The following is a 19200-nucleotide window of genomic DNA, read 5'->3' as shown; positions in this document are numbered from 1 at the left end:
ACGATCCATCCGCGACGGGGGTGGGCGACAGCACAAGGGGCTTTCATGGCCAAGACCATTCTGGTCGTTGACGACGATCCGACCCAGCGCCGGCTGATCCAGGCCGTGCTGGAGCGGGACGGCAACGCCGTGGTCCATGCCGCCAGCGGGGGCGAGGCCATCGACCGGATGGTGCGCGGTGGCGGAGCCGATCTGATCCTGCTGGACATGGTCATGCCCGAGATGTCGGGGCTGGAATGCCTGGCCGAACTGCGCAGCGCCGGCATCAACGAGCCAGTCATCGTGCTGACGGCCAACGGCGGCATCGACATGGTGGTCAAGGCCATGCAGGCCGGGGCGCAGGACTTCTTCGTCAAGCCGGTCGGGCCGGAACGCCTGTTGGTCGGGGTTCGCAACGCCATGCAGATGAAGCGTCTGACGGCCGAGGTCGGACGCCTGACCAAGCGCGTCCAGGGCCGCACCAGTTTCGACGACATCGTGGGCGATAGCGCGCCGATGCGAATGGTCAAGGCGCTGGGCGCCCGCGCCGCCAAATCCTCGATCCCCGTCCTGATCACCGGCGAGAGCGGCGTCGGCAAGGAGGTCATCGCCCGCGCCCTGCACGGCGCCAGCGACCGGGCCGGCAAGCCCTTCATCGCCGTCAACTGCGGCGCCCTGCCCGCCAACCTGATCGAATCGATCCTGTTCGGGCACGAAAAGGGCGCCTTCACCGGCGCCGTCGACAAGACGCTGGGCAAGTTTCGCGAGGCGGACGGCGGCACCCTGTTTCTGGACGAGATCGGCGAACTGCCGCTGGACATGCAGGTCAAGCTGCTGCGCGCCCTGCAGGAAGGCGAGATCGATCCCGTCGGCGGCAAGCGGCCCGTCAAGATCGACGTGCGTATCGTCTCGGCGACCAATCGCGACCCCGCCCAACAGGTCAAGGACGGCGCTTTTCGCGAGGACCTGTTCTATCGCCTGAACGTGTTTCCGATCGAGACCCCGTCCCTGCGTGAGCGGCGCGAGGACATCGCCCCCCTGGTCGATCATTTCATCGCCCGCTTCAACGCCGAGGAAGGCAAGCGGATCGCCGGCTGCGCGCCCGAGACCCTGGCTCTGCTGCAAGGCTTCGACTGGCCCGGCAATGTGCGTCAGCTGGAGAATGCCGTATTCCGCGCCATCGTCCTGGCCGATGCGCCCTTCCTGCAGCCGCACGATTTCCCCGCCGTCTCGGGCGTCGCCGCCCCCATGCCGGACGCCCAGCCGCTGTATGCCGCCACGGCCGCCAGCGCCCAGGCCGATCACGCCAGCCAGGCGGACCAGCCGATCCGCATCCTGGACGACCGCGGGCATCTGCGGACCTTGGAAGACATCGAACGCGACCTGATCCAGCACGCCATCGAGGTCTATGCCGGCCATATGAGCGAGATCGCCCGCCGCTTGGGGATTGGCCGCTCGACCCTGTACCGCAAGGTCCGCGAACAGGGTCTGGAAGGTCAGCTGAAGGAAGCGGGCTGAGGCTAGATCGCGGGCGGACCATAGCGGTTCGCCGTCTTAGCACCATCGAGCAACAGCAGCACGACTAGGCCGATCAGACTGGCGATATAAAGCATGTTGTTCAGAAATAGCCCGAGAAACAGGGCCACTGGCGGGTTCGGATTATTGAGGACGCTGTTCATCAAAATCGGGAATAGCGCCAGCCCGATCAGCAGAAACACGATGGGCGGCAGTCCCCAATAGCCCGGCCTGCCCGTGTCATGCAGCCGCCTTGTCACAGCCGCAGAGAGCAGAGCGGCGGCGATCAGCACGACCCCGCCCACTCCGCCAATCATCAGCGGTATGTTCGGCATATCCGCCGTGCCCATAAGCAAACCCATCATCGCCAGGTTCATCGCCACTCCGATCGCGATGAAGGCCAGGACGAAAATCAGAATAGCGTAAGGCCAGAACTGTCCCCGCTTATCGCGCCCCTTGAAATCCGCCAGGCGTCGAAAGCCGGCCAAGATCGAATTCATTACTCATCCCCCACGATATCGGCGCCATCCTGAGGTTGATTCGAGCCTGACGTCTTGCCGCGTCCCCACCGCCGCTTCGGTTCTTCGCCGTTGGCCTTGGCGGTGATTTCCTTGAGCTTGCGGCCCTGCATGGCCGATAGGGCCTGACCCGGCGCGCCCTTTTCGGGGTCGGCGAAGGCGCGGCCGTGGGTCTTCACCCGCTCGCTGACCGAGTCGATGAACTCGCCTTCCCATTCAGACAGCGAAACGCCCGCCTTCTCTGCAGAGCGGCGGGCGCGTTTCAAAGCGTTGAGAGCAGCGCGTTTGGCGGCTTCGCGCTGTTGCTCAAATGGACTCGGGGTAGGCTTCTTGGCGAAGCCGTCGCCCTTCGGGCCGCCTGAGCGTGACAGCCCGCCTCCTGGCTTGAAGGGGGTGCGCTTCAAGCCGGGTCAGCCTCAGATCTCGCCGAGGGCCGACAGGTAGAGGTCCAGGATGGCGTCTTCTTCCTGGCGCTTGGCCTTGTCCTGCTTACGGATGCGGATGACCTTGCGCAGGATTTTGACGTCGTAGCCCTCGCCCTTGGCCTCGGCGAAGACCTCCTTCATGTCCGTCATGACGGCCTGCTTGTCCTCTTCGAGGCGCTCCAGGCGTTCGATGATGGTGCGCAGGCGGCCCTGGGCTGTCGCGTTTAGAATGTCGGGACCACCGTCGAAGGACGCGTCGTCAGCCATGAGGGATACTCCAGAAATCAGGCGCGGACGCTAACCATGCAATGGATGCGACTCAACCGCGAACACGAAAAAGGCCGCGGACAAACATCCGCAGCCTGTGGATCGTAAGGGCTTTTCGCCGCGCTATCGCCCTTTGGGCTACTTGAGCGCGACGCGGCGTGCGCACGCCGCCGAGGCGGCGTGCTGCAAACGCTGCTTAGCCCTGCTTCGCCTTGAAGCGCGGGTCGGTCTTGTTGATGACGAAGACGACGCCCTTGCGACGCACGACCTTGCAGTCGCGGTGGCGGGTCTTCAGGGACTTGAGCGAGCTACGGACCTTCATCGTCGGACGTCCTGAGAGAAACCAATAAGAAAGCCGCTGACCCGGTCGGATCGCGGCGGAGGCGGTCGTATAGAGAGAGGGGTTCAGAAGGTCAACCCGCCAAAGGCCAAAACCGCATAGAACCCAGGCCCAGCCTGCTCCAGTAGTCGCAACACCCGCCCATGCCGAACGTGCTCAAGTAGCCCGAAGGGCGATAGCACGCTCGAAAAAGGATGGAGGCCTGACCTCCGAGTCGAACGGAGGGTTTACGGGGTTGCACGCCCGCCGCGTCGCCACTCCGCCATCAGGCCGTCAGAGCTTGTGCGTCATTACGCCACACACGCTTAAGTCGTCCAATATAAAAGTGGTTAATACAGTGCATTGCACCCGAGCCGGGAGAAGCAAGGCAACGCTTTCGCCTCACAAGCGCTTTATGGCCGTGAAAAGGACATTCGCGCGGATGTCATTTCACGTCTGACCTCGGGGGCTTTAGTTTGAATCTCATGCGCTTTTCCTATCGCCTTCTTCTCATCGGCTGCGTCTCTGCCTGCGCCCCCATGTTGCCCGAGCCGCAGGTGGGTTTGCCGACGCCGCAGCCCCAGCCGCAACCGGGCGCGCCCGTCACGGCCCCTGCCTCCACGCCTCAGACGCCGCCTCTGGCCGCCTATGACCAGCAAGGGTTCGAGGGCTGGAAACAGGGGTTCCTGGCGCGCAAGGGCGGCGCCCGCCGCGCCGATTACGCCCGCGAACTGGACGGCCTGGCCCCCGATCCGACGGTGATCCGCCTGGACCGCAACCAACCGGAATTCTCCAAGCCCGCCGGCGCCTATATCCAGAATGCGGTGACGCCGGTGCGAATCGCCCAGGCCAAGCAGCGAATCGACCGGGTGCCGTGGTCGGTGGTCCAGCGGTTCGGCGTGCCGAGCGAAATTCTGGTCGGGGTCTGGGCGCAGGAGAGCGCCTTCGGTCAGGTCCAGGGCGACTATGACGTCATTCGCTCGCTGGCGACTCTGGCCTATGATGGGCGGCGTCGCGACTGGGCCGAGGGTCAGTTGAAGGATGCGCTGGACATCGTCGTGGACGGCCGGCGCGAGCGCTCGGGCCTGAAGGGCAGCTGGGCCGGGGCCATGGGCCAGACCCAGTTCATGCCCGACAACTATCTGCGCCTGGGCGTGGACCAGGACGGCGACGGCAAGGTCGACATCTGGCGCGACGACGCCGACGCCCTGGCGTCCGCCGCCAACCTGCTGGCCCAGGCCGGATGGAAGCGCGGCCAGGGCTGGGGCTATGAAGTGACCCTGCCCTCCGGCTTCGACTATGCCGAGGCGGAAGGGCCGAAACACAACTGGGCCTTCTGGGCGGCCAAGGGCGTGCGCCTGGCTCAGGGCGGCACGCCGAACGGGGCCGAGGCCTTGGAAGAAGCGACCATCCTGTTGCCGCAGGGCGCGAACGGGCCGGCCTTCTTGGCCCTGCCGAACCACTATGTGATCCGCCGCTACAACAACTCGGTCAGTTACGCCCTGGCTATCGGCCTGACGGCGGACGGGATCATGGGAAAGCCGGCCCTGAGCAAGGCCTGGCCCAACGACCCGTCGATGTCGCGCGAACAGCGGATCGGGGCGCAGCGCGCGCTGACCAAGCTGGGTTACGACACCCAGGGCGTCGATGGGGTGATCGGGTCCAACACCCGCGCGGCCCTGCGCCGCTGGCAGGTGGCGACGGGTCGGATCGCCGACGGCTATCTGACCCCGACGCTGGCGGACGAGCTGATCCGCCGGGCGAACTGAGGCTGCAAATCCGGGCATGGTTCGGCGCTCCTGCCTTTACGGGCGGAGGGGATGGAGGGCTGGGCGGAGCGCCGGGCCTTCGCCCGGAGTGTGATTAGAGATTACCGTTTCGACGAAGGGTATGACGCTCCGCGCGGTTGGTTGGCCTGCAAGCTCGGGGCGTCGAGCGGTGGCGGTCTTATCGCCTAACCCCATAAGCCTGCGACGGGTCGGCGGGGTCTGCGAAACCCCGTCCCGAGTGCGATCGAGTATCCCCCTCGACCCTCCGACGGCGCACCGTGTGTCGCTGCCAGCGCGAGCCGTTTCAGACCCGCTCCCGTTCCATCCGCTCCCGCCGCCGCAAGGTCGCAGGCCAAGCGAGCCCTCCGGGCGACGGGACGGCTTTAGAATACGCGCGTTTCAGAGGGGGGATGGGAGAAGGGTGACATAAATCGGCAAGCGATTGGATTCGCAGGGAATGAACCAGCGTCATTGTGATGGCTAGGGCGCGTTTCTCCCTCCCCTTCATGGGGAGGGGCGCGAAGCGGAGCGCAGCCGGGGTGGGGGCGTGTGAAGCACTGCCCCCGCTCTTACGGCCCCACCCGGATCGCTGCGCGATCGTCCCTCCCCATAAAGGGGAGGGAGAGGCGCCTGCGGGGCTTTTTGAGAACCTCCCAAGCTGCGCGAGGTGGAGGCGTTTAGCCCATCATCCGCCAGGTGGCGCCTTCGGGGCCGTCCATGACGACGACGTTCAGGGCGTTCAAGCGGTCGCGGATGCGGTCGGCTTCGGGCCAGTCCTTGGCCGCGCGGGCGGTCGTGCGTTTGTCGAGCAGAGCTTCGACCTCGGCGCGCAGTTCCACATCGGCGCCCAAGAACCAATCTTCCGGCGTCTCTTGAAGCACACCCAATAAATCAGCCATCTCGACCAGCGAAGCAGCGCCGAGGGCGATGCCTTTCAGATGATCCGGGGTGCGCGGCACGTCCATCATCTGCGTACGAACAGCACTGGCTATGGCAAAAAGGCCAGCGATTGCGCCGGGTGTATTTAAGTCGTCTTCCAATGGGTCTTCCACGTCGCTGGCGTAGACCGGCGGCACGAATGTCTTGGCCTGTATTTGAGCATTCGCCCATTGTTCCGGCGACAACAACGCCACGGCATCGCGCACCACGCCGTACAGGCGATCCAGCGACTTCTTCGACTGATCCAGCAAGCCTTGGTTCCAGTCCAGCGGCTGGCGATAGTGGGCGCTCAGCAGCGCCCAGCGGACGACCTCGCCCGGCATGGCCTGGACAAGGTCGTGCAGCAGCAGGACGTTGCCGATGGACTTGGACATCTTCTCGGCGTCCACGGTCAGGAAGCCGTTGTGCATCCAGTAGCGGGCGTATTCGTCATGGGCCTGATCGTCATGGGCGTGACCGTGGGCGCAGACGCCCTGGGCGATCTCGTTCTCGTGGTGGGGGAAGACCAGGTCGATGCCGCCGCCGTGGATGTCGATGGGCAGACCCAGGGTCTGTTCGATCATGGCCGAGCATTCGATGTGCCAGCCGGGACGCCCCTCGCCCCAAGGCGACGGCCAGGACGGCTCGTCGGTCTTTGAGGGCTTCCACAGGACGAAGTCGTGGGGGTTCTTTTTATAGGGCGCGACCTCGACGCGGGCGCCGGCGATCATGTCGTCCAAATTCCGGCCCGACAGGGCGCCATATGATTTGTAGGACGAGACGTCGAACAGGACATGCCCCTCGGCAGCATAGGCGCAGCCGGCGTCGACGATGGCCTGGATCTGATCGACGATGGCCGGGATATAGTCGGTGACGTGCGGCGCGAGATCGGGCGGGCTGACGTTCAGCAGCCCCATGTCGGAGAGATAGGCCGCTTCGTAGCGGGCCGTGACCTCGCCGATCGGGACGCCTTCGCGGGCGGCCTTCTGATTGATCTTGTCGTCAACGTCGGTGACGTTGCGGGCGTAGATGACCTTATCGACGCCATAGGTCCGGCGCAGCAAACGCACCAGGACGTCGAACACCACCGGCGGGCGCGCATTGCCGATATGGGCGTAGTCATAGACCGTCGGGCCGCAGACATAGAGGGTCACCCGGTTCGGATCGCGCGGTTCGAACAGGCGCTTTTCACGGCGCAGGGTGTCGTGGATGTGCAGCGGCATAGGAGAGGTGGACTTCGTTTTCTTGCAGGACGGAGGGTCCGTCCCATATAGCGGCCTGACATATAGTCTATCGTTTATAGAGGCGCCTGCCTCAACGGATCGAGTTCATGAGCGTCATCCCCGCCAAGCCCGTCCTCGTCAGCGACGACACTGTCGTGCGCCCCAGCCGCGAACAGGCGCTGGAGGCCGTGCGGACCCTGATCGCCTGGGCCGGCGACAATCCGAACCGTCCCGGCCTGATCGACACGCCGAAACGGGTGGTGGACGCTTACGGCGAATGGTTCGACGGCTATGACGCCGATGCGGGCAAGGAGTTGAGCCGCACCTTCGAGGACGTGACCGGTTACGACGACATGGTCATCCTGCGCGACATCGAGGTGGAGAGCCATTGCGAGCACCACATGGCCCCCTTCCTGGGCAAGGCCTATGTCGCCTATCTGCCCGGCGAGAAGGTGGTCGGCATCTCCAAGCTGGCGCGGGTGGTCGAGATCTATGCGCGGCGCCTGCAGAACCAGGAAACCCTGACCAACGACATCATCGACGCCATCGAATCGCACCTGCAGCCGCGCGGCGTGGCGGTGCTGGTGGACGCCGAGCATCAGTGCATGACCACGCGCGGGGTGCATCATCGGCACGTTTCGACCATCACGACCCGCTTCACCGGCGCCTTCAAGGACGATCCTGCCCTGACGGACCGTTTTTTGAAGCTGGCCAAGGCCTGAAGCCCGATCTGGCCCCCGCACGCTGCACGACTGTCGCGTATAATTGACGTTCGGGAACGGCAGATCGTTTAGAACCGCTTTACAAGCCCGCATCGGGACGCCAAGAACCGATCAAGCCTTCGGGCGATCCATAGGGAAATGTCGGCGCGGAACGCTGTCGGCGAGTAACGGAGACGAGCATGGCTGCGAAGATCGGCGGTTCCGGTGGGGACAAGCACACGATCGAACAGACGGCGGATATCAACATCACGCCGTTCATCGACATTCTGCTGGTGCTCATGATCATCTTCATGGTCGCCGCACCTATGGCGACCGTGTCGATCCGTCTGGACCTGCCGCCGGCGCAGCCGCCCACCAATCCGACCGAGGAAAAGGAACCGGTGTACATCACCATCCAGGACTCGGGTCAGCTGTTCATCGCCGAGAATCAGACCTCGATCGACAACCTGGCCGCTGACGTCTGCACCGCCCTGGGCGGCGGTTCCTGCCAGGAAGAGCGCGTCTTCGTCCGCGCTCAGCCGGAAGTGAAATATTCGCAGTTCATGGAAGTCATGAACAAGATGCAGGAGAACGGCTTCTTCAAGGTCGGTCTGCTGAACGAAGACATCGAATAGGACGTTCGTCCGTTCAAGAATCTGGGCCGCGTTCCGAAAGGGACGCGGCCTTTTTCTTTGCCGCCATGATCTGTGAGATAGGGGCTTGCCGGATCGACGTGACACCCCCTTGATGCCGCATCGGTTGTTCGAGGAGTTCGCCCATGCATCGTCGCACCTTCCTGTCCGCCCTGCCTGCTGGAGCCCTGACGGCCGGAGCAATGGCCGCGACGGCCACTCAGGCCAGACAGGTCTCCCCGACCGCCAAACCCACCGAAGCGCCCCCCGCCCCTGCCCGTCCTGATCCCTATGCTGGCGTCGGCATCGGCGACCGGATCAGCGGGCCGAAGTTCATGGGGCGGTCCACCGTCTGGGGCGCGAACGGGGCGGCGGCGACGGCCCATCCGGCGGCCAGCCTGATCGGCATCGACACGCTGAGGCGCGGCGGATCGGCCATCGACGCGGCCATCGCCATCAATGCGGCCCTGGGCTTTCTGGAACCGGTGGCCAACGGCATCGGCGGCGACGCCTATTGCATGCTGTGGGATCCCAAGCAGAAGAAGGTCGTCGGGCTGAATGGGTCGGGCGCCAGTCCGCGGGGCCTGAGCCTGGAGACGGCGCGGTCCAAGGCCATCGACGGCTATCTGCCCCGCTATGGCGCGGTGACGGTCAATGTGCCGGGCACGGTGGACGCCTGGTGGAGCGCGCACCAGCGGTATGGGAAACTGCCGTGGAAGGATGTGCTGCTGCCGGTCGCCGAACTGTGCGAACAGGGCGTGCCCGTGCCTCAGGTTATCGCCTACTATCTGGAACGCAACATGGCCGCCTTCGACCGGGGCGTGATCCCGATCGAGGAGAACGAGAACCGCAAGCGCATCTGGGCCGCGAACGGCGCGACGCCGAAAGTGGGCGAGATGTTCGCCAATCCCTTCCTGGGCAAGACCCTGAGGCTGATCGCCGAGGGCGGGCGCGACGCCTTCTATGACGGTCCGCTGGCCGATCAGATGGAGGCCTATTTCAAGCGAATCGGCGGCTGGATGACCCGCGCCGACCTGGCGGCCCACCACACCGAATGGGTCGAGCCGATCCAGACCAACTATCGCGGCGTGGACGTCTTCGGTCTGGGGCCGAACACCCAGGGCCTGTCGACCAACCAGATCCTGAACATCTGCGAACAGTTCGACCTGAAATCCATGGGCTTCCAGTCCGCCGCCTCGCTGCACGTCCAGGCCGAGGCCAAGCGGCTGGCGTTCGAGGACCGGGCGCGCTGGTTCGCCGACGACCGCTTCTCCAAGACCCCGGTCGAATGGCTGAACTCCAAGGCCTACGCGGCTGATCGGGCCAAGCTGATCCGGCCGGATCGGGTCATGGACCGCGTCATGCCGGGCGACGCCCCGCACCACGGCGACACCACCTATTTCAGCGTCGCCGACGCCGACGGGATGATGGTCAGCTGGATCCAGTCCAACTATCGCGGCATGGGCTCGGGCCTGGCGCCGGACAACGGCTCGGAGCCGCTGGGCTTCATGTTCCAGGATCGGGGCGAACTGTTCGCCCTGACCGACGGCCACCCCAACATCTACGCGCCGGGCAAGCGGCCCTTCCAGACCATCATCCCCGGTTTCGCGGTCAAGGACGGCGAGCCCTGGATGGCGTTCGGCGTCATGGGCGGCGCCATGCAGCCCCAGGGCCAGGCCCAGATTATCATCAACATGGTCGACTATGGCCTGGAGCCCCAGGCGGCGGGCGACGCCCCGCGCTGGCAACACTATGGCTCGTCCGAACCGACCGGCCAGCCGCAGGAAGGAACCGGCGTCCTGCATCTGGAGAGCGGCGTGCCCGAGGCGACCAAGGCCCAGCTGCGCGCCATGGGCTGGACCCTGGGCGAACCGGACGGCGGGTTCGGCGGCTATCAGAACGTGATGAAACAGATGAACCCCGGCGGCCGCTGGACCTATGGCGCGGCGACCGAGATGCGTAAGGACGGGATCGCATTGGCCTATTGAAGGCTGGACGTCCGGTCGCTCGGCGCTAAGGTGAGGCGGGGCTCTTGCCCCGTCAGAGGCCGTCTCGGCGCGACGCCCGGTCACGGGCGCGGTCAGCCGCAAAGGGGCGGCCTCTCGTGTTTGGTCACAACACAAAAGGACGCCCAGCGCCGGCCGCAAGGCAAGCCGTGGATGGGCCCTGCGGGCTTCGCGCCCCCGCCCCTCCGCCGCGGCGCCGGGTGTCTGTGTCACAGGAGGCGATGAATAATGAACGAGATCCCGACCTACGCTCTGGTCCTGATGGCCGTCGTGATCCTGGTCGGCGTGATCAGCTTGCTGAACGCCTTCCGGCGCGTGCGGGTCAACAGTTGGGAGCGGACGGCCGTCCATGTCGACGGCGTGTTGGACCGGCTGCTGGAACCGGGCGTGCATCGGCTCTGGAAGGGTCACGGTCGACTGACGGTCACGCCCATCACCCTGGACCAACAGATACGCTGGATCAGGGCCGATGTCCTGTCGTCGGAAAGGATGCCGCTGCGGCTCACCGCCTCCGTCCTGTTCCGCATCGAGAACGCCGAACTATCGGTGCGAGAACCCATCGATCCGCGCCTAGAACTGGCGGTCCAATCCGCCTTGACCCGTCTGGCGAGCGAGACCTCGCTGGACGCCCTGTTGGCCCACGCGCCTGAGACGGCGGACACCCTCTCCGCACACGTGGGCGAAATCGTCGGCGCCGCGAGAATCGAACGGGTCGAGATCAGCGCCGTCACACTGCCGCCCGAGATCCGCCGCCTGTTGAGCGACGTCGAGCGGGCGCGGCTGGATGGACTGGCCGCGCTGGAACGCGCCCGTGGCGAGCAGGCCTCCCTGCGCTCACTGGCCAATGCGGCGCGCTTGCTGAAGGACAATCCCGAACTGGCGCAACTTCGACTGCTGCAGACCGCCGAGAACGCCAAGGCCACCACTATCGTCATCGGCGACGACCGGCGCCGATGACCCACGACGAGGTCCGCGCCCTGCTGCTGTCGTTTCCGGGCGTCGAGGATGGCGTGTCCTATGGCGAGGCGTCGTACAAGGTGGCGGGGAAGTTCTTCACCTGGCTAAGGCCGGCGCTGGACAACAGCATCGTGGTGCATCTGGACAATCGCGATGAGCGCGACCTGCTGATCGAGATGGACCCGAAGACGTTTCATTTCACCGACCACTATCGCGACCATCCCATCGTCCTGGCGCGGATCGCGACGGTCGATCCGGTCTGGTTGATGGCGGCGCTGGACAGGCGATGGCGCAGGGTCGCGCCGAAAAGTCTGTTGAAACAGCATCCGCGTCTTACCGGAACGGGGTCGGGCGCCTAATTACACGCTCCCTGAACGCAGCGAAGGCGCGCCCCATGGCCTATGGCGACCAACCCACGATCACCGTCGACGACGTGCAAATCCCCCTGCTCGGTTTCGGCACCTGGCAGCTGGAGCCCGACGATGCACGACGCATGGTCGCCGAGGCGTTGCGGATCGGGTATCGCCACATCGATACGGCCTGGATCTACAAGAACGAGCAGGCCGTCGGCGAAGGCATCCGCGACTTTCTCGATTCTGGGAGCGTGGCGCGCGAGGACCTGTTCCTGACGACCAAGATCTGGGTCGAGCATTTCACCCATGACGCCCTGCTGAAACAGGCCGAGGAATCGGCGGCCAGCCTGGGCACGACGCCGGACCTCTTGCTCCTGCACTGGCCCAAGATGACGCCGTCGTTCGAGGAGACGCTGGGCGCGCTGAACGCAGCGAAGGACGCGGGGCTGACGAAGTCGATTGGCCTGTCCAACTTCCCGTCCAAGGAGTTCCGTCAGGCGCAGAGCCTGTCCAAGGCGCGTCTGCTGACCGATCAGGTCGAGCACCATCCCTATCTCGGCATCGATCAACTGGTCGCGACGGCGGCCGAGCTGGGCTCGTCGATCACCGCCTGGTCGCCGCTGGCGCAGGGCAAGATCGCCGACGACGCCACCATCAGCGAACTGGCCAAGGCGCACGGCAAGACCAATGGTCAGATCACTCTGCGCTGGCTGATTCAGCACGGGATCATCGCCATTCCTCGCACCACCAAGGAAAGCCGGGCGCGCGAGAACTTCGACATCTTCGACTTCGCCCTGACGGACGAGGAGATGCAGCGGATGGATGCGCTGGATCGCGGCGAAAGACTGGGCGACTGGCTGGACCCGGCGTTCGAATGGGACAAGACTGGCGCCTGATAGACGACGGAGGCGCCCGTGCTGCGTGCAAGAGACCGGCCCAGGCTGTGGCGTTCGACCTTTGCTGTCGTCGGCTGGGCTGCACTGGCGCTTCAATATATCCTGATGGTCGGGCCTGAGCCGCTCAAGGCGATGCCGGGCCTGACCGTCAACTTCTTCAGCTATTTCACCATATTGACCAATGTCCTGGCGGCGCTGGCCCTGACCGCGCCGCTGGTTCGGCCCGAGAGCCGGCTGGGGCGATGGGCGGCCAGCGAGGGCGTGCGCGCGGCCTTGGCCATGTATATCGCCGTGGTCGGCCTGACCTATCATTTCCTGCTGTCACACGTCTGGGATCCCCAGGGATTGGCGTGGATCGCCAACGGCCTGCTGCACTATGTGATGCCCATCGCGGTGGTGCTGGACTGGCTGATGTTCACGCCCAAGGGCCTGCTGCGGTGGCGCGATCCGTTGAAGTGGCTCGCGTTTCCCGTGATATACATCGGCTGGACGATGATCCACGGCTTCGCGTCGGGCTGGTGGCCCTACTGGTTCATGAACGTGCCCGTGCTGGGCTGGGCCAAGACCGGCTTCTGGGCCGTGGCCATGCTGGGTCTGTTCCTGGTGGTGGGGCTGGCGCTGGTGGGGCTGGATCGGGTGTTCGGCCGCGCGGCGCGTGACAGCGGGCTGCGTCCCGCCTAAGCGTCCCGATATGGCCTACAAATCCCTGCGTGACTTCATCGACCAGCTGGAAGCTCAGGGCGAGCTGGTGCGGGTGTCCGAACCCGTCTCCACCGTGCTGGAGATGACCGAAATCCAGACCCGGCTGCTGAGGAACGGCGGCCCGGCGGTGCTGTTCGAAAAGCCGGTCATGCCGGACGGCACGATCAGCCCCATCCCCTGCCTTGCCAATCTGTTCGGCACGGTGAAACGGGTCGCCATGGGGGTGACGCTGGAAGGCAAGTCGCGGACCACGGCGGGCGAGCTGCGTGAGGTCGGGGAGCTGCTGGCCTTCCTGAGGAATCCGACGCCGCCGCGCGGCCTGGGCGATGCGATGGAGATGCTGCCGCTGATGCAGACCGTCATGTCGATGCGGCCCAAGGTGGTGAAGAAGGCGCCGGTGCAGGAGGTGGTGCTGAAGGGCGACCAGATCGACCTGACCGCCCTGCCCGTCCAATCCTGCTGGCCCGGCGAGCCGGCGCCCCTGATCACCTGGGGCCTGGTCGTGACCAAGGGGCCGAGCGAAGACCGCGAGGACGACTTCAACCTGGGCATCTATCGGATGCAGGTGCTGGGCAAGGACAAGGCCATCATGCGCTGGCTGGCGCACCGCGGCGGGGCCCAACACTATGCCCGGCACAAGAAGGCCGGAAAGCGCGAGCCCCTGCCCTGCGCCGTCGTGCTGGGGGCCGATCCGGGCACGATTCTGGCCGCCGTGACGCCGGTGCCGGACACCCTGTCGGAGTATCAGTTCGCGGGCCTGATGCGGGGCGCCAAGGCCGAGCTGGTGCCGTGCAAGACCGTGGCGCTGATGGTGCCGGCCCAGGCGGAGATCGTGCTGGAGGGGCATGTCCTGCTGGACGAGTTCGAGGACGAGGGGCCGTACGGGGACCACACCGGCTATTATAATTCCGTCGAGAAGTTCCCGGTGTTTCAGGTCAGCGCCATCACCATGCGCAAGGACCCAATCTATCTGACCACCTTCACGGGCCGGCCGCCCGACGAGCCCAGCGTTCTGGGCGAGGCGCTGAACGAGGTCTTCATCCCCTTGCTGCGCCAGCAGTTCCCGGAGATCGTCGACTTCTGGCTGCCGCCCGAGGGGTGCAGTTACCGGATCGCCGTGGTGTCGATGAAGAAGGCCTATCCGGGCCACGCCAAGCGGGTGATGCTGGGGGTCTGGAGCTATCTGCGCCAGTTCATGTACACCAAATGGGTCATCGTCGTGGACCACGACATCGACGCCCGTGACTGGAAGGACGTCATGTGGGCCATCTCGACCAAGATGGACCCGGCGCGCGATATCACCGTAATCGAGTCGACCCCGATCGACTATCTGGACTTCGCCAGCCCCGAGAGCGGCCTGGGCTCCAAGATCGGCCTGGACGCCACCGACAAATGGCCGCCCGAGACCAAGCGCGAATGGGGCGATGAAATCCGCATGGACGAGGCCGTGATCGAGCGGGTTTCCGACATGTGGGACCGACTGGGCCTGCCCGGCGACGGCGCGCCGATCTGGAAATAGATCAGGCGGGGCCGGCCGCCGCGCCGAGAACGCCCAGGATCGCCACGACGGTGCCGACATAGTTGATCCGCGACCGGGTGTAGGACCGCACCCGGTCCTTGCCCCTTATCAGCCGCACGACGAAATAGACGAGGGTGTGGACGACGTAGAAGACGATCAACGGGCCGACCAATAGCGCCCCGAGCGCCCCGCCCCAATAGCCGACCGAGACCATCTGGGCGGCGGCTACGCCATTGAGCAGCAGGGCGATGACAAGGGTTAGGGCGATGGCGATGATCTGGTGCATGACGGGTCCGAAGCTGACGGCGATGCGAAAATAATGCGGTCAAGCTTGATTGGCTCCCGGCAATCCAGAGGCGAATTTTCGGCGGCCTGAAAACTGTGACCGGTCAATAACTTGCAATTTATTCGCAGTTAATCAGTGGTTTTCTGAGAACCCAACCTTGGCCGTGACGTTCTCCTTGTCCACTCCGGCCAAGCTGAACCTTGGCCGGTCCAGGAAGGGAAAATCACATGAAGTCTCGGACAGCTGTTAGCGCCATGGCCTTGGTCTGCGCGATGACGATGGGCCTTGCGGCCTGCGGACAGGGCGACGCCAAGGGCGGGGCCGATGGGAAACCTCAGTCGGTCAGCGCCGCGACGGGCAACGAGGCCACGCAGCAGAAGCAAGGCCTCTATACCGAAGGCTTCAACAAGCTGATCGACGAGCACTGGGGCGTGCCGGAAAACTTCGACAGCTATCAGAAGCTGGATATCCCGAACGCCAGCACGACCAGCTCGATCTCCTTCCCCGAGAACATCACCACGCTGGAAACGGCGATCGAGAAGCTGAAGGAAGGCAAGGCGCTGGCCGGCGGCAACCAGAGCCGACGCACCGATGCGGCCGTGGACAAGCTGCTGCCTCAACTGGAGGCCCTGTTGGCTCAGTGGAAGACGCTGGACCCCTATTATGAATCCCGCGCCTATCGCGAGGACGGCCTGGCCAAGGGCAAGGCGGCCCACGCGGCCCTGATGACCGCCTATCAGGGCGCGATCGCGGGGATCGGCGAACTGGATGCCGCCCTGAGCGAGTATCAGCGCGCCAGCAATGCGGCCAAGATCGAGGCCCTCACCAAGTCAGGCCACCCCGCCGAGGCCAGCCTGATCGACGCCATGCAGAAGGCCGATCACTTCACCACCGCCGTGATCGAGGACAATCCGGCCGAAGCGGATCGCCTGCTGCCCGAATTCGTCGCCGCAGCCGCCAAGCTGCGCACGGCCGAAGCCGGCCTGCCCGCGGACGACGAGAACAAGTCGGAGTTCGGCTCCATCGCCGGCTACGTCGACTCGATGATCGGCTCGTGGCGCGACTACAAGCAGAGCAAGAGCGACTATGAGCGCGAGAGCATCGTGGACGACTACAATCGCGCCATCGATCGCATGAACGACGTCGAAATGCCGGCCTGATGAGATCGCCACCTCTGTCGCTTGCAAGCGACAGAGGTGGCGGACTGGCGATGCGGCGCCAAACGGTCTAGCTATCGCGCCCTGACATCGGGGGATGGCTGTGAGCGCATTCGAATTTTTCTTCAGTTTTTACGGCCTGCTGCTGGGCCTTTCCGTCGCCGAACTGGTGGGCGGGTTCGCACGGGTGCTGCATGAGAAGCAGCGGATCCGGTTCGGCTGGTTGACGCCGATGCTGGCCCTGTTCGTGGCCATCGACATCGCCACGTTCTGGAACCAGGCCTGGGTCATCTTCCGGGGCGCGCCGTTCAACACCTTCGTGCTGATCGTCTCGCTGGCCATCGCCGCGACTTTCTATGTCGCCGCCAGCGTGACCTTCCCGCGCGTCTCGGCCGAGGGCGGCCAGGAGCGGATGAACCTGGACGACCATTTCTGGGCCAACCGGCGGCTGGTGTTCGGCTGCATCCTGGCGGCCAATCTGATTGTCGCCGTGATCGTGATCATCCTGGCTCAGCTCGATCCCGGCTTCGCCAAGGTCGCCAGCTCGGTGCGTCTGTGGGTCGGCGTCTCCATCTTCGTGATCGGCACCGCGACGGCGGCGTTCGCACCCTGGCGCAGGGTGGCGGTCGGAGCCCTGATCGTCGTGTTGCTCTACAGCCTCTGGGGCATGGCGAACTCGGCGGCCCTGCTGCTCAAGGCCGGCGGGTGGGCGCCTGCGCTGGGCGGCGGCGGTTGAAACCTTGTCAGCCGCCTTCTTGTAAGCCGGGCGCAATCGGCTCACGAAAGGCCATGCAATCCCCTCTTCTGGTTTCGGCCTTCCTTGCCGCCCTTGCCTGTAGCGTGAGCCCCGCCATGTCCCAGACGATCCCCAACACAGCCTCCTGGGACCAGGCTTTCCTGCCGCCCGCGCCGGCTTGGGACGGGGCATCCAAGGCCCTGCTGCGCGACGCTGGCGACCCGTGGGTCACGGCGTTCGAGGCCGATCCGGCGCATGACTTCTCACCCAACTACGCCGACACCCGCGCCTGGTTCGACCGTCTGGATCAAGCCAGCGACCTGGTACGCATCGAACAGTTCGGCGTCTCGCCCGAGGGACGGCCCATCTATGCGGTGATGGCGTCAAAGGACGGGGCGACCTTCGATCCAGCGAAGCCCGTGCTGATGATCCAGGCCGGCATCCACCCCGGCGAGATCGACGGCAAGGACGCGGGCATGATGCTGCTGCGCGACATCGCCTTCTACGGCAAGGACGCCCTGCTGGACCGGGTCAACCTGATCCTGATCCCGATCCTGAGCGTCGATGGCCATGAGCGGGCCAGCGCCTATTCCCGGCCGAACCAGCGCGGGCCGCGGATCCAGGGCTGGCGCAACACGGCGACCAACCAGAACCTGAACCGCGACTATCTGAAGCTGGACCAGCCCGAGATGCGGGCCGTGCGCGGCCTGATCCTGAAATACCGGCCGGACCTTTATGTGGACGTCCACGTCACCGACGGCATGGATTACCAGTACGACGTCACCTACGGCTTCAACGGCGAGGACGGGTCGTTCAGCCGCTCGCCGAACGGGTCGGCCTGGCTGGACAGCGTTCTCAAGCCGGCGATGAATGCGGCGCTGGAACGCGAGGGGCACATCCCCGGCGAGCTGGTGTTCGGCATGGATGACGACGAGCCCAGGAAGGGCCTGTCGGACGGCGGCCTGGGCGAGCGATTCTCCAACGGCTGGGGCTCGGCGGCCCATGTGCCGACCATCCTGATCGAGAACCACAGCCTGAAACCGCACGAGCAGCGTGTCTTGGGCACCTATGTCTTCATCGAGGAGGCGATGCGGTTGCTGGCCGATCAGGGCGCGGGTCTGCGCGCCGCGACCGATCAGGACAAGGCCCTGCGCCCGGCGCAGATCCTGGCCAACTTCGAGGCCGAGGAGACCCCGTCGTCCACCCGTCCGTTCAAGGGCATCCTGTACGAGATGTACGACAGCCCCGCCTCGGGCCGTCAGGAAATCCGCTGGCTGGGCCGGCCCGATCCCGAGCTGTGGCAGATGCCCTTCTATGGCTCCAAGCCGACCCTGACCCTGACGCGACCGACCGCCTATTGGGCGCCGGGCTATCGCACCGACATCATCGAGCGGTTGAAGACGCACGGGATCGCAATGGAGACGGTCGAGGCGCCGCGCACGTTGAACCTGTCGATGCTACGCCTGGTCGAACCCAAGCTGGCGGCGCGGGCCAACGAGGGCCACGTCCAGGCCTCGGTGAAGACGGTCCAGGTCGAGCGCCGCGACTGGACCTTCCCGACCGGATCGGTCCGGGTGCCGACCGACCAGCCGCTGGGCGACATCGTCGTGTTGCTGCTTGAGCCGCAGTCCAGCGAGAGCTTCTTCGCCTGGGGCATGTTCCCCGAGGTGATGAGCCGGGTCGAATATATCGAGGCCTACGCCATCGCGCCGCTGGCGGACAAGATGATGACGGCGGACCCCGCGCTGAAGGCCGAGTTCGAGGCGAAGGTGGCGGCCGATGCGGCCTTCGCGGCCGATCCGCAGGCGCGTCTGGCCTGGTTCTACGAACGCACGCCCTTCTATGACGACCACTATCTGCTCTACCCTGTCGGGCGCGAGGACTGATCGATGACCACACCCCTGATGTACGCCGTCCAGGCCGCCGCCCTGTGGAGCGGTCTGCTGATCCTGATGATGCTGGTGCTGTCGGGCGTCGTGGTCAGCGGACGGCGCAAGCATATGGTGTCGTTGGGTGACGGCGGAAACGCAGACTTGCTGGCCGCCAGCCGCGCCTTCGGCAATCTGACGGAGTATGCGACGCCGGGCATGATCGCCATGCTGCTGCTGGCGGCCGTGGGCGCGCCCGCCTGGATGGTTCACGGGGTGGGCGCGACCTTGCTGGCTGGACGAGTGATCCATGCGCTGGGCCTGCTGTTCCAGACAGGGCCGTCGCTGGGGCGGGTGATCGGCATGTTACTGACCTGGGTGGCGCTGTTGACGGCCGCCGTGGGCCTGATCGCCTTCGCCGTCGTCTGAGGCCAAGGACGCGACAGGTTGCGGT

The 19200-nt window shown here is 65.3% G+C and carries 20 protein-coding genes and 1 tRNA gene; 14 read left to right on the top strand and 7 right to left on the bottom strand.

Going from position 1 to position 19200, the window contains the following annotated elements; translation table 11 throughout:
- Positions 1-45: 45 nt before the first annotated feature.
- Positions 46-1497 carry a sigma-54-dependent transcriptional regulator gene (locus ACQY72_RS15035; protein ID WP_428154553.1) on the top strand — a complete coding sequence of 484 codons (1452 nt, stop codon included), beginning with the start codon at positions 46-48 and terminating at the stop codon, positions 1495-1497.
- A 2-nt stretch (positions 1498-1499) separates the two neighbouring features.
- Here ACQY72_RS15035 and ACQY72_RS15030 read toward each other — a convergent pair whose 3' ends face one another.
- The 5 genes from ACQY72_RS15030 to ACQY72_RS15010 all read right to left on the bottom strand — a co-directional run bounded on the left by ACQY72_RS15030 (position 1500) and on the right by ACQY72_RS15010 (position 3316).
- Positions 1500-1994, bottom strand: coding sequence for a DUF805 domain-containing protein (locus ACQY72_RS15030; RefSeq protein WP_428154551.1), 495 nt, complete (start codon positions 1992-1994; stop codon positions 1500-1502).
- Positions 1994-2416: a hypothetical protein gene (locus ACQY72_RS15025; RefSeq protein ID WP_428154549.1), complete on the bottom strand. Its 423-nt coding sequence runs from the start codon at positions 2414-2416 to the stop codon at positions 1994-1996. The genes ACQY72_RS15030 and ACQY72_RS15025 overlap by 1 nt, the downstream gene beginning before the upstream one ends.
- A 12-nt stretch (positions 2417-2428) precedes the next feature.
- Positions 2429-2704: a DUF2312 domain-containing protein gene (locus ACQY72_RS15020; RefSeq protein WP_135195123.1), complete on the bottom strand. Its 276-nt coding sequence runs from the start codon at positions 2702-2704 to the stop codon at positions 2429-2431.
- A 196-nt stretch (positions 2705-2900) separates the two neighbouring features.
- Positions 2901-3026, bottom strand: a complete 126-nt coding sequence (gene ykgO / locus ACQY72_RS15015) for a type B 50S ribosomal protein L36 (protein ID WP_008263184.1) — start codon at positions 3024-3026, stop codon at positions 2901-2903.
- Positions 3027-3239: 213 nt separating this feature from the next.
- Positions 3240-3316: transfer RNA gene (locus ACQY72_RS15010), tRNA-Ala, on the bottom strand.
- 192 nt (positions 3317-3508) lie between these two features.
- On the opposite strand from ACQY72_RS15010, the gene ACQY72_RS15005 reads away from it, so the two are divergent.
- Positions 3509-4792, top strand: coding sequence for a lytic murein transglycosylase (locus tag ACQY72_RS15005; protein WP_428154548.1), 1284 nt, complete (start codon positions 3509-3511; stop codon positions 4790-4792).
- 677 nt (positions 4793-5469) lie between these two features.
- On the opposite strand, the gene cysS is transcribed toward ACQY72_RS15005, so the two are convergent.
- Positions 5470-6933, bottom strand: coding sequence for a cysteine--tRNA ligase (cysS, locus tag ACQY72_RS15000; protein ID WP_428154546.1), 1464 nt, complete (start codon positions 6931-6933; stop codon positions 5470-5472).
- Positions 6934-7040: 107 nt separating this feature from the next.
- Here cysS and folE point away from each other — a divergent pair, with 107 nt between their 5' ends.
- From folE to ACQY72_RS14960, 8 genes are all read left to right on the top strand, one after another.
- Positions 7041-7655: a GTP cyclohydrolase I FolE gene (gene folE / locus ACQY72_RS14995; RefSeq protein WP_428154544.1), complete on the top strand. Its 615-nt coding sequence runs from the start codon at positions 7041-7043 to the stop codon at positions 7653-7655.
- Between the two features lie 179 nt (positions 7656-7834).
- Positions 7835-8269 carry a biopolymer transporter ExbD gene (locus ACQY72_RS14990; RefSeq protein WP_428154543.1) on the top strand — a complete coding sequence of 145 codons (435 nt, stop codon included), beginning with the start codon at positions 7835-7837 and terminating at the stop codon, positions 8267-8269.
- A gap of 143 nt (positions 8270-8412) precedes the next feature.
- Positions 8413-10254 (top strand): gamma-glutamyltransferase family protein, encoded by a 1842-nt coding sequence (locus tag ACQY72_RS14985; RefSeq protein ID WP_428154541.1) that lies wholly within the window; start codon positions 8413-8415, stop codon positions 10252-10254.
- Between the two features lie 246 nt (positions 10255-10500).
- Entirely contained in the window at positions 10501-11229 is a 729-nt protein-coding gene (locus ACQY72_RS14980) for an SPFH domain-containing protein (RefSeq protein WP_428154540.1), read from the top strand.
- Complete coding sequence (locus ACQY72_RS14975; RefSeq protein ID WP_428154538.1) at positions 11226-11588, top strand: MmcQ/YjbR family DNA-binding protein; 363 nt, start codon at positions 11226-11228, stop codon at positions 11586-11588. The genes ACQY72_RS14980 and ACQY72_RS14975 overlap by 4 nt, the downstream gene beginning before the upstream one ends.
- Before the next feature lie 35 nt (positions 11589-11623).
- The gene (locus tag ACQY72_RS14970; RefSeq protein ID WP_428154537.1) at positions 11624-12478 is read left to right on the top strand and encodes an aldo/keto reductase; all 855 of its coding nucleotides are present in this window, start codon (positions 11624-11626) and stop codon (positions 12476-12478) included.
- Between the two features lie 18 nt (positions 12479-12496).
- Positions 12497-13159: a Pr6Pr family membrane protein gene (locus tag ACQY72_RS14965; RefSeq protein ID WP_428154535.1), complete on the top strand. Its 663-nt coding sequence runs from the start codon at positions 12497-12499 to the stop codon at positions 13157-13159.
- Between the two features lie 10 nt (positions 13160-13169).
- Positions 13170-14699, top strand: coding sequence for a UbiD family decarboxylase (locus tag ACQY72_RS14960; RefSeq protein WP_428154534.1), 1530 nt, complete (start codon positions 13170-13172; stop codon positions 14697-14699).
- Position 14700: 1 nt separating this feature from the next.
- Here the strand turns inward: ACQY72_RS14960 and ACQY72_RS14955 are convergent, their stop codons facing one another.
- Positions 14701-14985, bottom strand: a complete 285-nt coding sequence (locus ACQY72_RS14955; protein WP_428154532.1) for a hypothetical protein — start codon at positions 14983-14985, stop codon at positions 14701-14703.
- A gap of 227 nt (positions 14986-15212) precedes the next feature.
- On the opposite strand from ACQY72_RS14955, the gene ACQY72_RS14950 reads away from it, so the two are divergent.
- The 4 genes from ACQY72_RS14950 (at position 15213) to ACQY72_RS14935 (ending at position 19175) form a co-directional block, all read left to right on the top strand.
- Complete coding sequence (locus tag ACQY72_RS14950; RefSeq protein ID WP_428154531.1) at positions 15213-16145, top strand: DUF3829 domain-containing protein; 933 nt, start codon at positions 15213-15215, stop codon at positions 16143-16145.
- A 100-nt stretch (positions 16146-16245) separates the two neighbouring features.
- Positions 16246-16878, top strand: a complete 633-nt coding sequence (locus ACQY72_RS14945; protein WP_428154530.1) for a hypothetical protein — start codon at positions 16246-16248, stop codon at positions 16876-16878.
- A gap of 116 nt (positions 16879-16994) precedes the next feature.
- Entirely contained in the window at positions 16995-18764 is a 1770-nt protein-coding gene (locus ACQY72_RS14940) for a M14 family metallopeptidase (protein ID WP_428154529.1), read from the top strand.
- Between the two features lie 3 nt (positions 18765-18767).
- On the top strand, positions 18768-19175 hold the full coding sequence (locus tag ACQY72_RS14935; protein ID WP_346496343.1) for an MAPEG family protein: 408 nt from the start codon (positions 18768-18770) through the stop codon (positions 19173-19175).
- Positions 19176-19200 lie beyond the last annotated feature (25 nt).

Origin of the sequence: Brevundimonas sp., from assembly GCF_965279155.1 — a bacterium.
Lineage (GTDB): Bacteria > Pseudomonadota > Alphaproteobacteria > Caulobacterales > Caulobacteraceae > Brevundimonas.
The sequence above is the reverse complement of the archived record's forward strand: the minus strand, read 5'-3'. Positions and strand labels throughout refer to the sequence as shown.

Excerpts from the sequence above, each read along its gene's own strand:
- ACQY72_RS14960 (WP_428154534.1), top strand. The coding sequence starts at position 13,170 with ATGGCCTACAAATCCCTGCGTGACTTCATCGACCAGCTGGAAGCTCAG.
- ACQY72_RS14985 (WP_428154541.1), top strand. The coding sequence starts at position 8,413 with ATGCATCGTCGCACCTTCCTGTCCGCCCTGCCTGCTGGAGCCCTGACG.
- ACQY72_RS14940 (WP_428154529.1), top strand. The coding sequence starts at position 16,995 with ATGTCCCAGACGATCCCCAACACAGCCTCCTGGGACCAGGCTTTCCTG.
- ACQY72_RS14980 (WP_428154540.1), top strand. The coding sequence starts at position 10,501 with ATGAACGAGATCCCGACCTACGCTCTGGTCCTGATGGCCGTCGTGATC.
- ACQY72_RS14970 (WP_428154537.1), top strand. The coding sequence starts at position 11,624 with ATGGCCTATGGCGACCAACCCACGATCACCGTCGACGACGTGCAAATC.
- ACQY72_RS15005 (WP_428154548.1), top strand. The coding sequence starts at position 3,509 with ATGCGCTTTTCCTATCGCCTTCTTCTCATCGGCTGCGTCTCTGCCTGC.
- ykgO (WP_008263184.1), bottom strand. The coding sequence starts at position 3,026 with ATGAAGGTCCGTAGCTCGCTCAAGTCCCTGAAGACCCGCCACCGCGAC.
- ACQY72_RS14955 (WP_428154532.1), bottom strand. The coding sequence starts at position 14,985 with ATGCACCAGATCATCGCCATCGCCCTAACCCTTGTCATCGCCCTGCTG.
- ACQY72_RS15035 (WP_428154553.1), top strand. The coding sequence starts at position 46 with ATGGCCAAGACCATTCTGGTCGTTGACGACGATCCGACCCAGCGCCGG.
- ACQY72_RS14990 (WP_428154543.1), top strand. The coding sequence starts at position 7,835 with ATGGCTGCGAAGATCGGCGGTTCCGGTGGGGACAAGCACACGATCGAA.
- ACQY72_RS14935 (WP_346496343.1), top strand. The coding sequence starts at position 18,768 with ATGACCACACCCCTGATGTACGCCGTCCAGGCCGCCGCCCTGTGGAGC.
- ACQY72_RS15020 (WP_135195123.1), bottom strand. The coding sequence starts at position 2,704 with ATGGCTGACGACGCGTCCTTCGACGGTGGTCCCGACATTCTAAACGCG.
- ACQY72_RS14950 (WP_428154531.1), top strand. The coding sequence starts at position 15,213 with ATGAAGTCTCGGACAGCTGTTAGCGCCATGGCCTTGGTCTGCGCGATG.
- ACQY72_RS14975 (WP_428154538.1), top strand. The coding sequence starts at position 11,226 with ATGACCCACGACGAGGTCCGCGCCCTGCTGCTGTCGTTTCCGGGCGTC.
- ACQY72_RS15030 (WP_428154551.1), bottom strand. The coding sequence starts at position 1,994 with ATGAATTCGATCTTGGCCGGCTTTCGACGCCTGGCGGATTTCAAGGGG.
- cysS (WP_428154546.1), bottom strand. The coding sequence starts at position 6,933 with ATGCCGCTGCACATCCACGACACCCTGCGCCGTGAAAAGCGCCTGTTC.
- folE (WP_428154544.1), top strand. The coding sequence starts at position 7,041 with ATGAGCGTCATCCCCGCCAAGCCCGTCCTCGTCAGCGACGACACTGTC.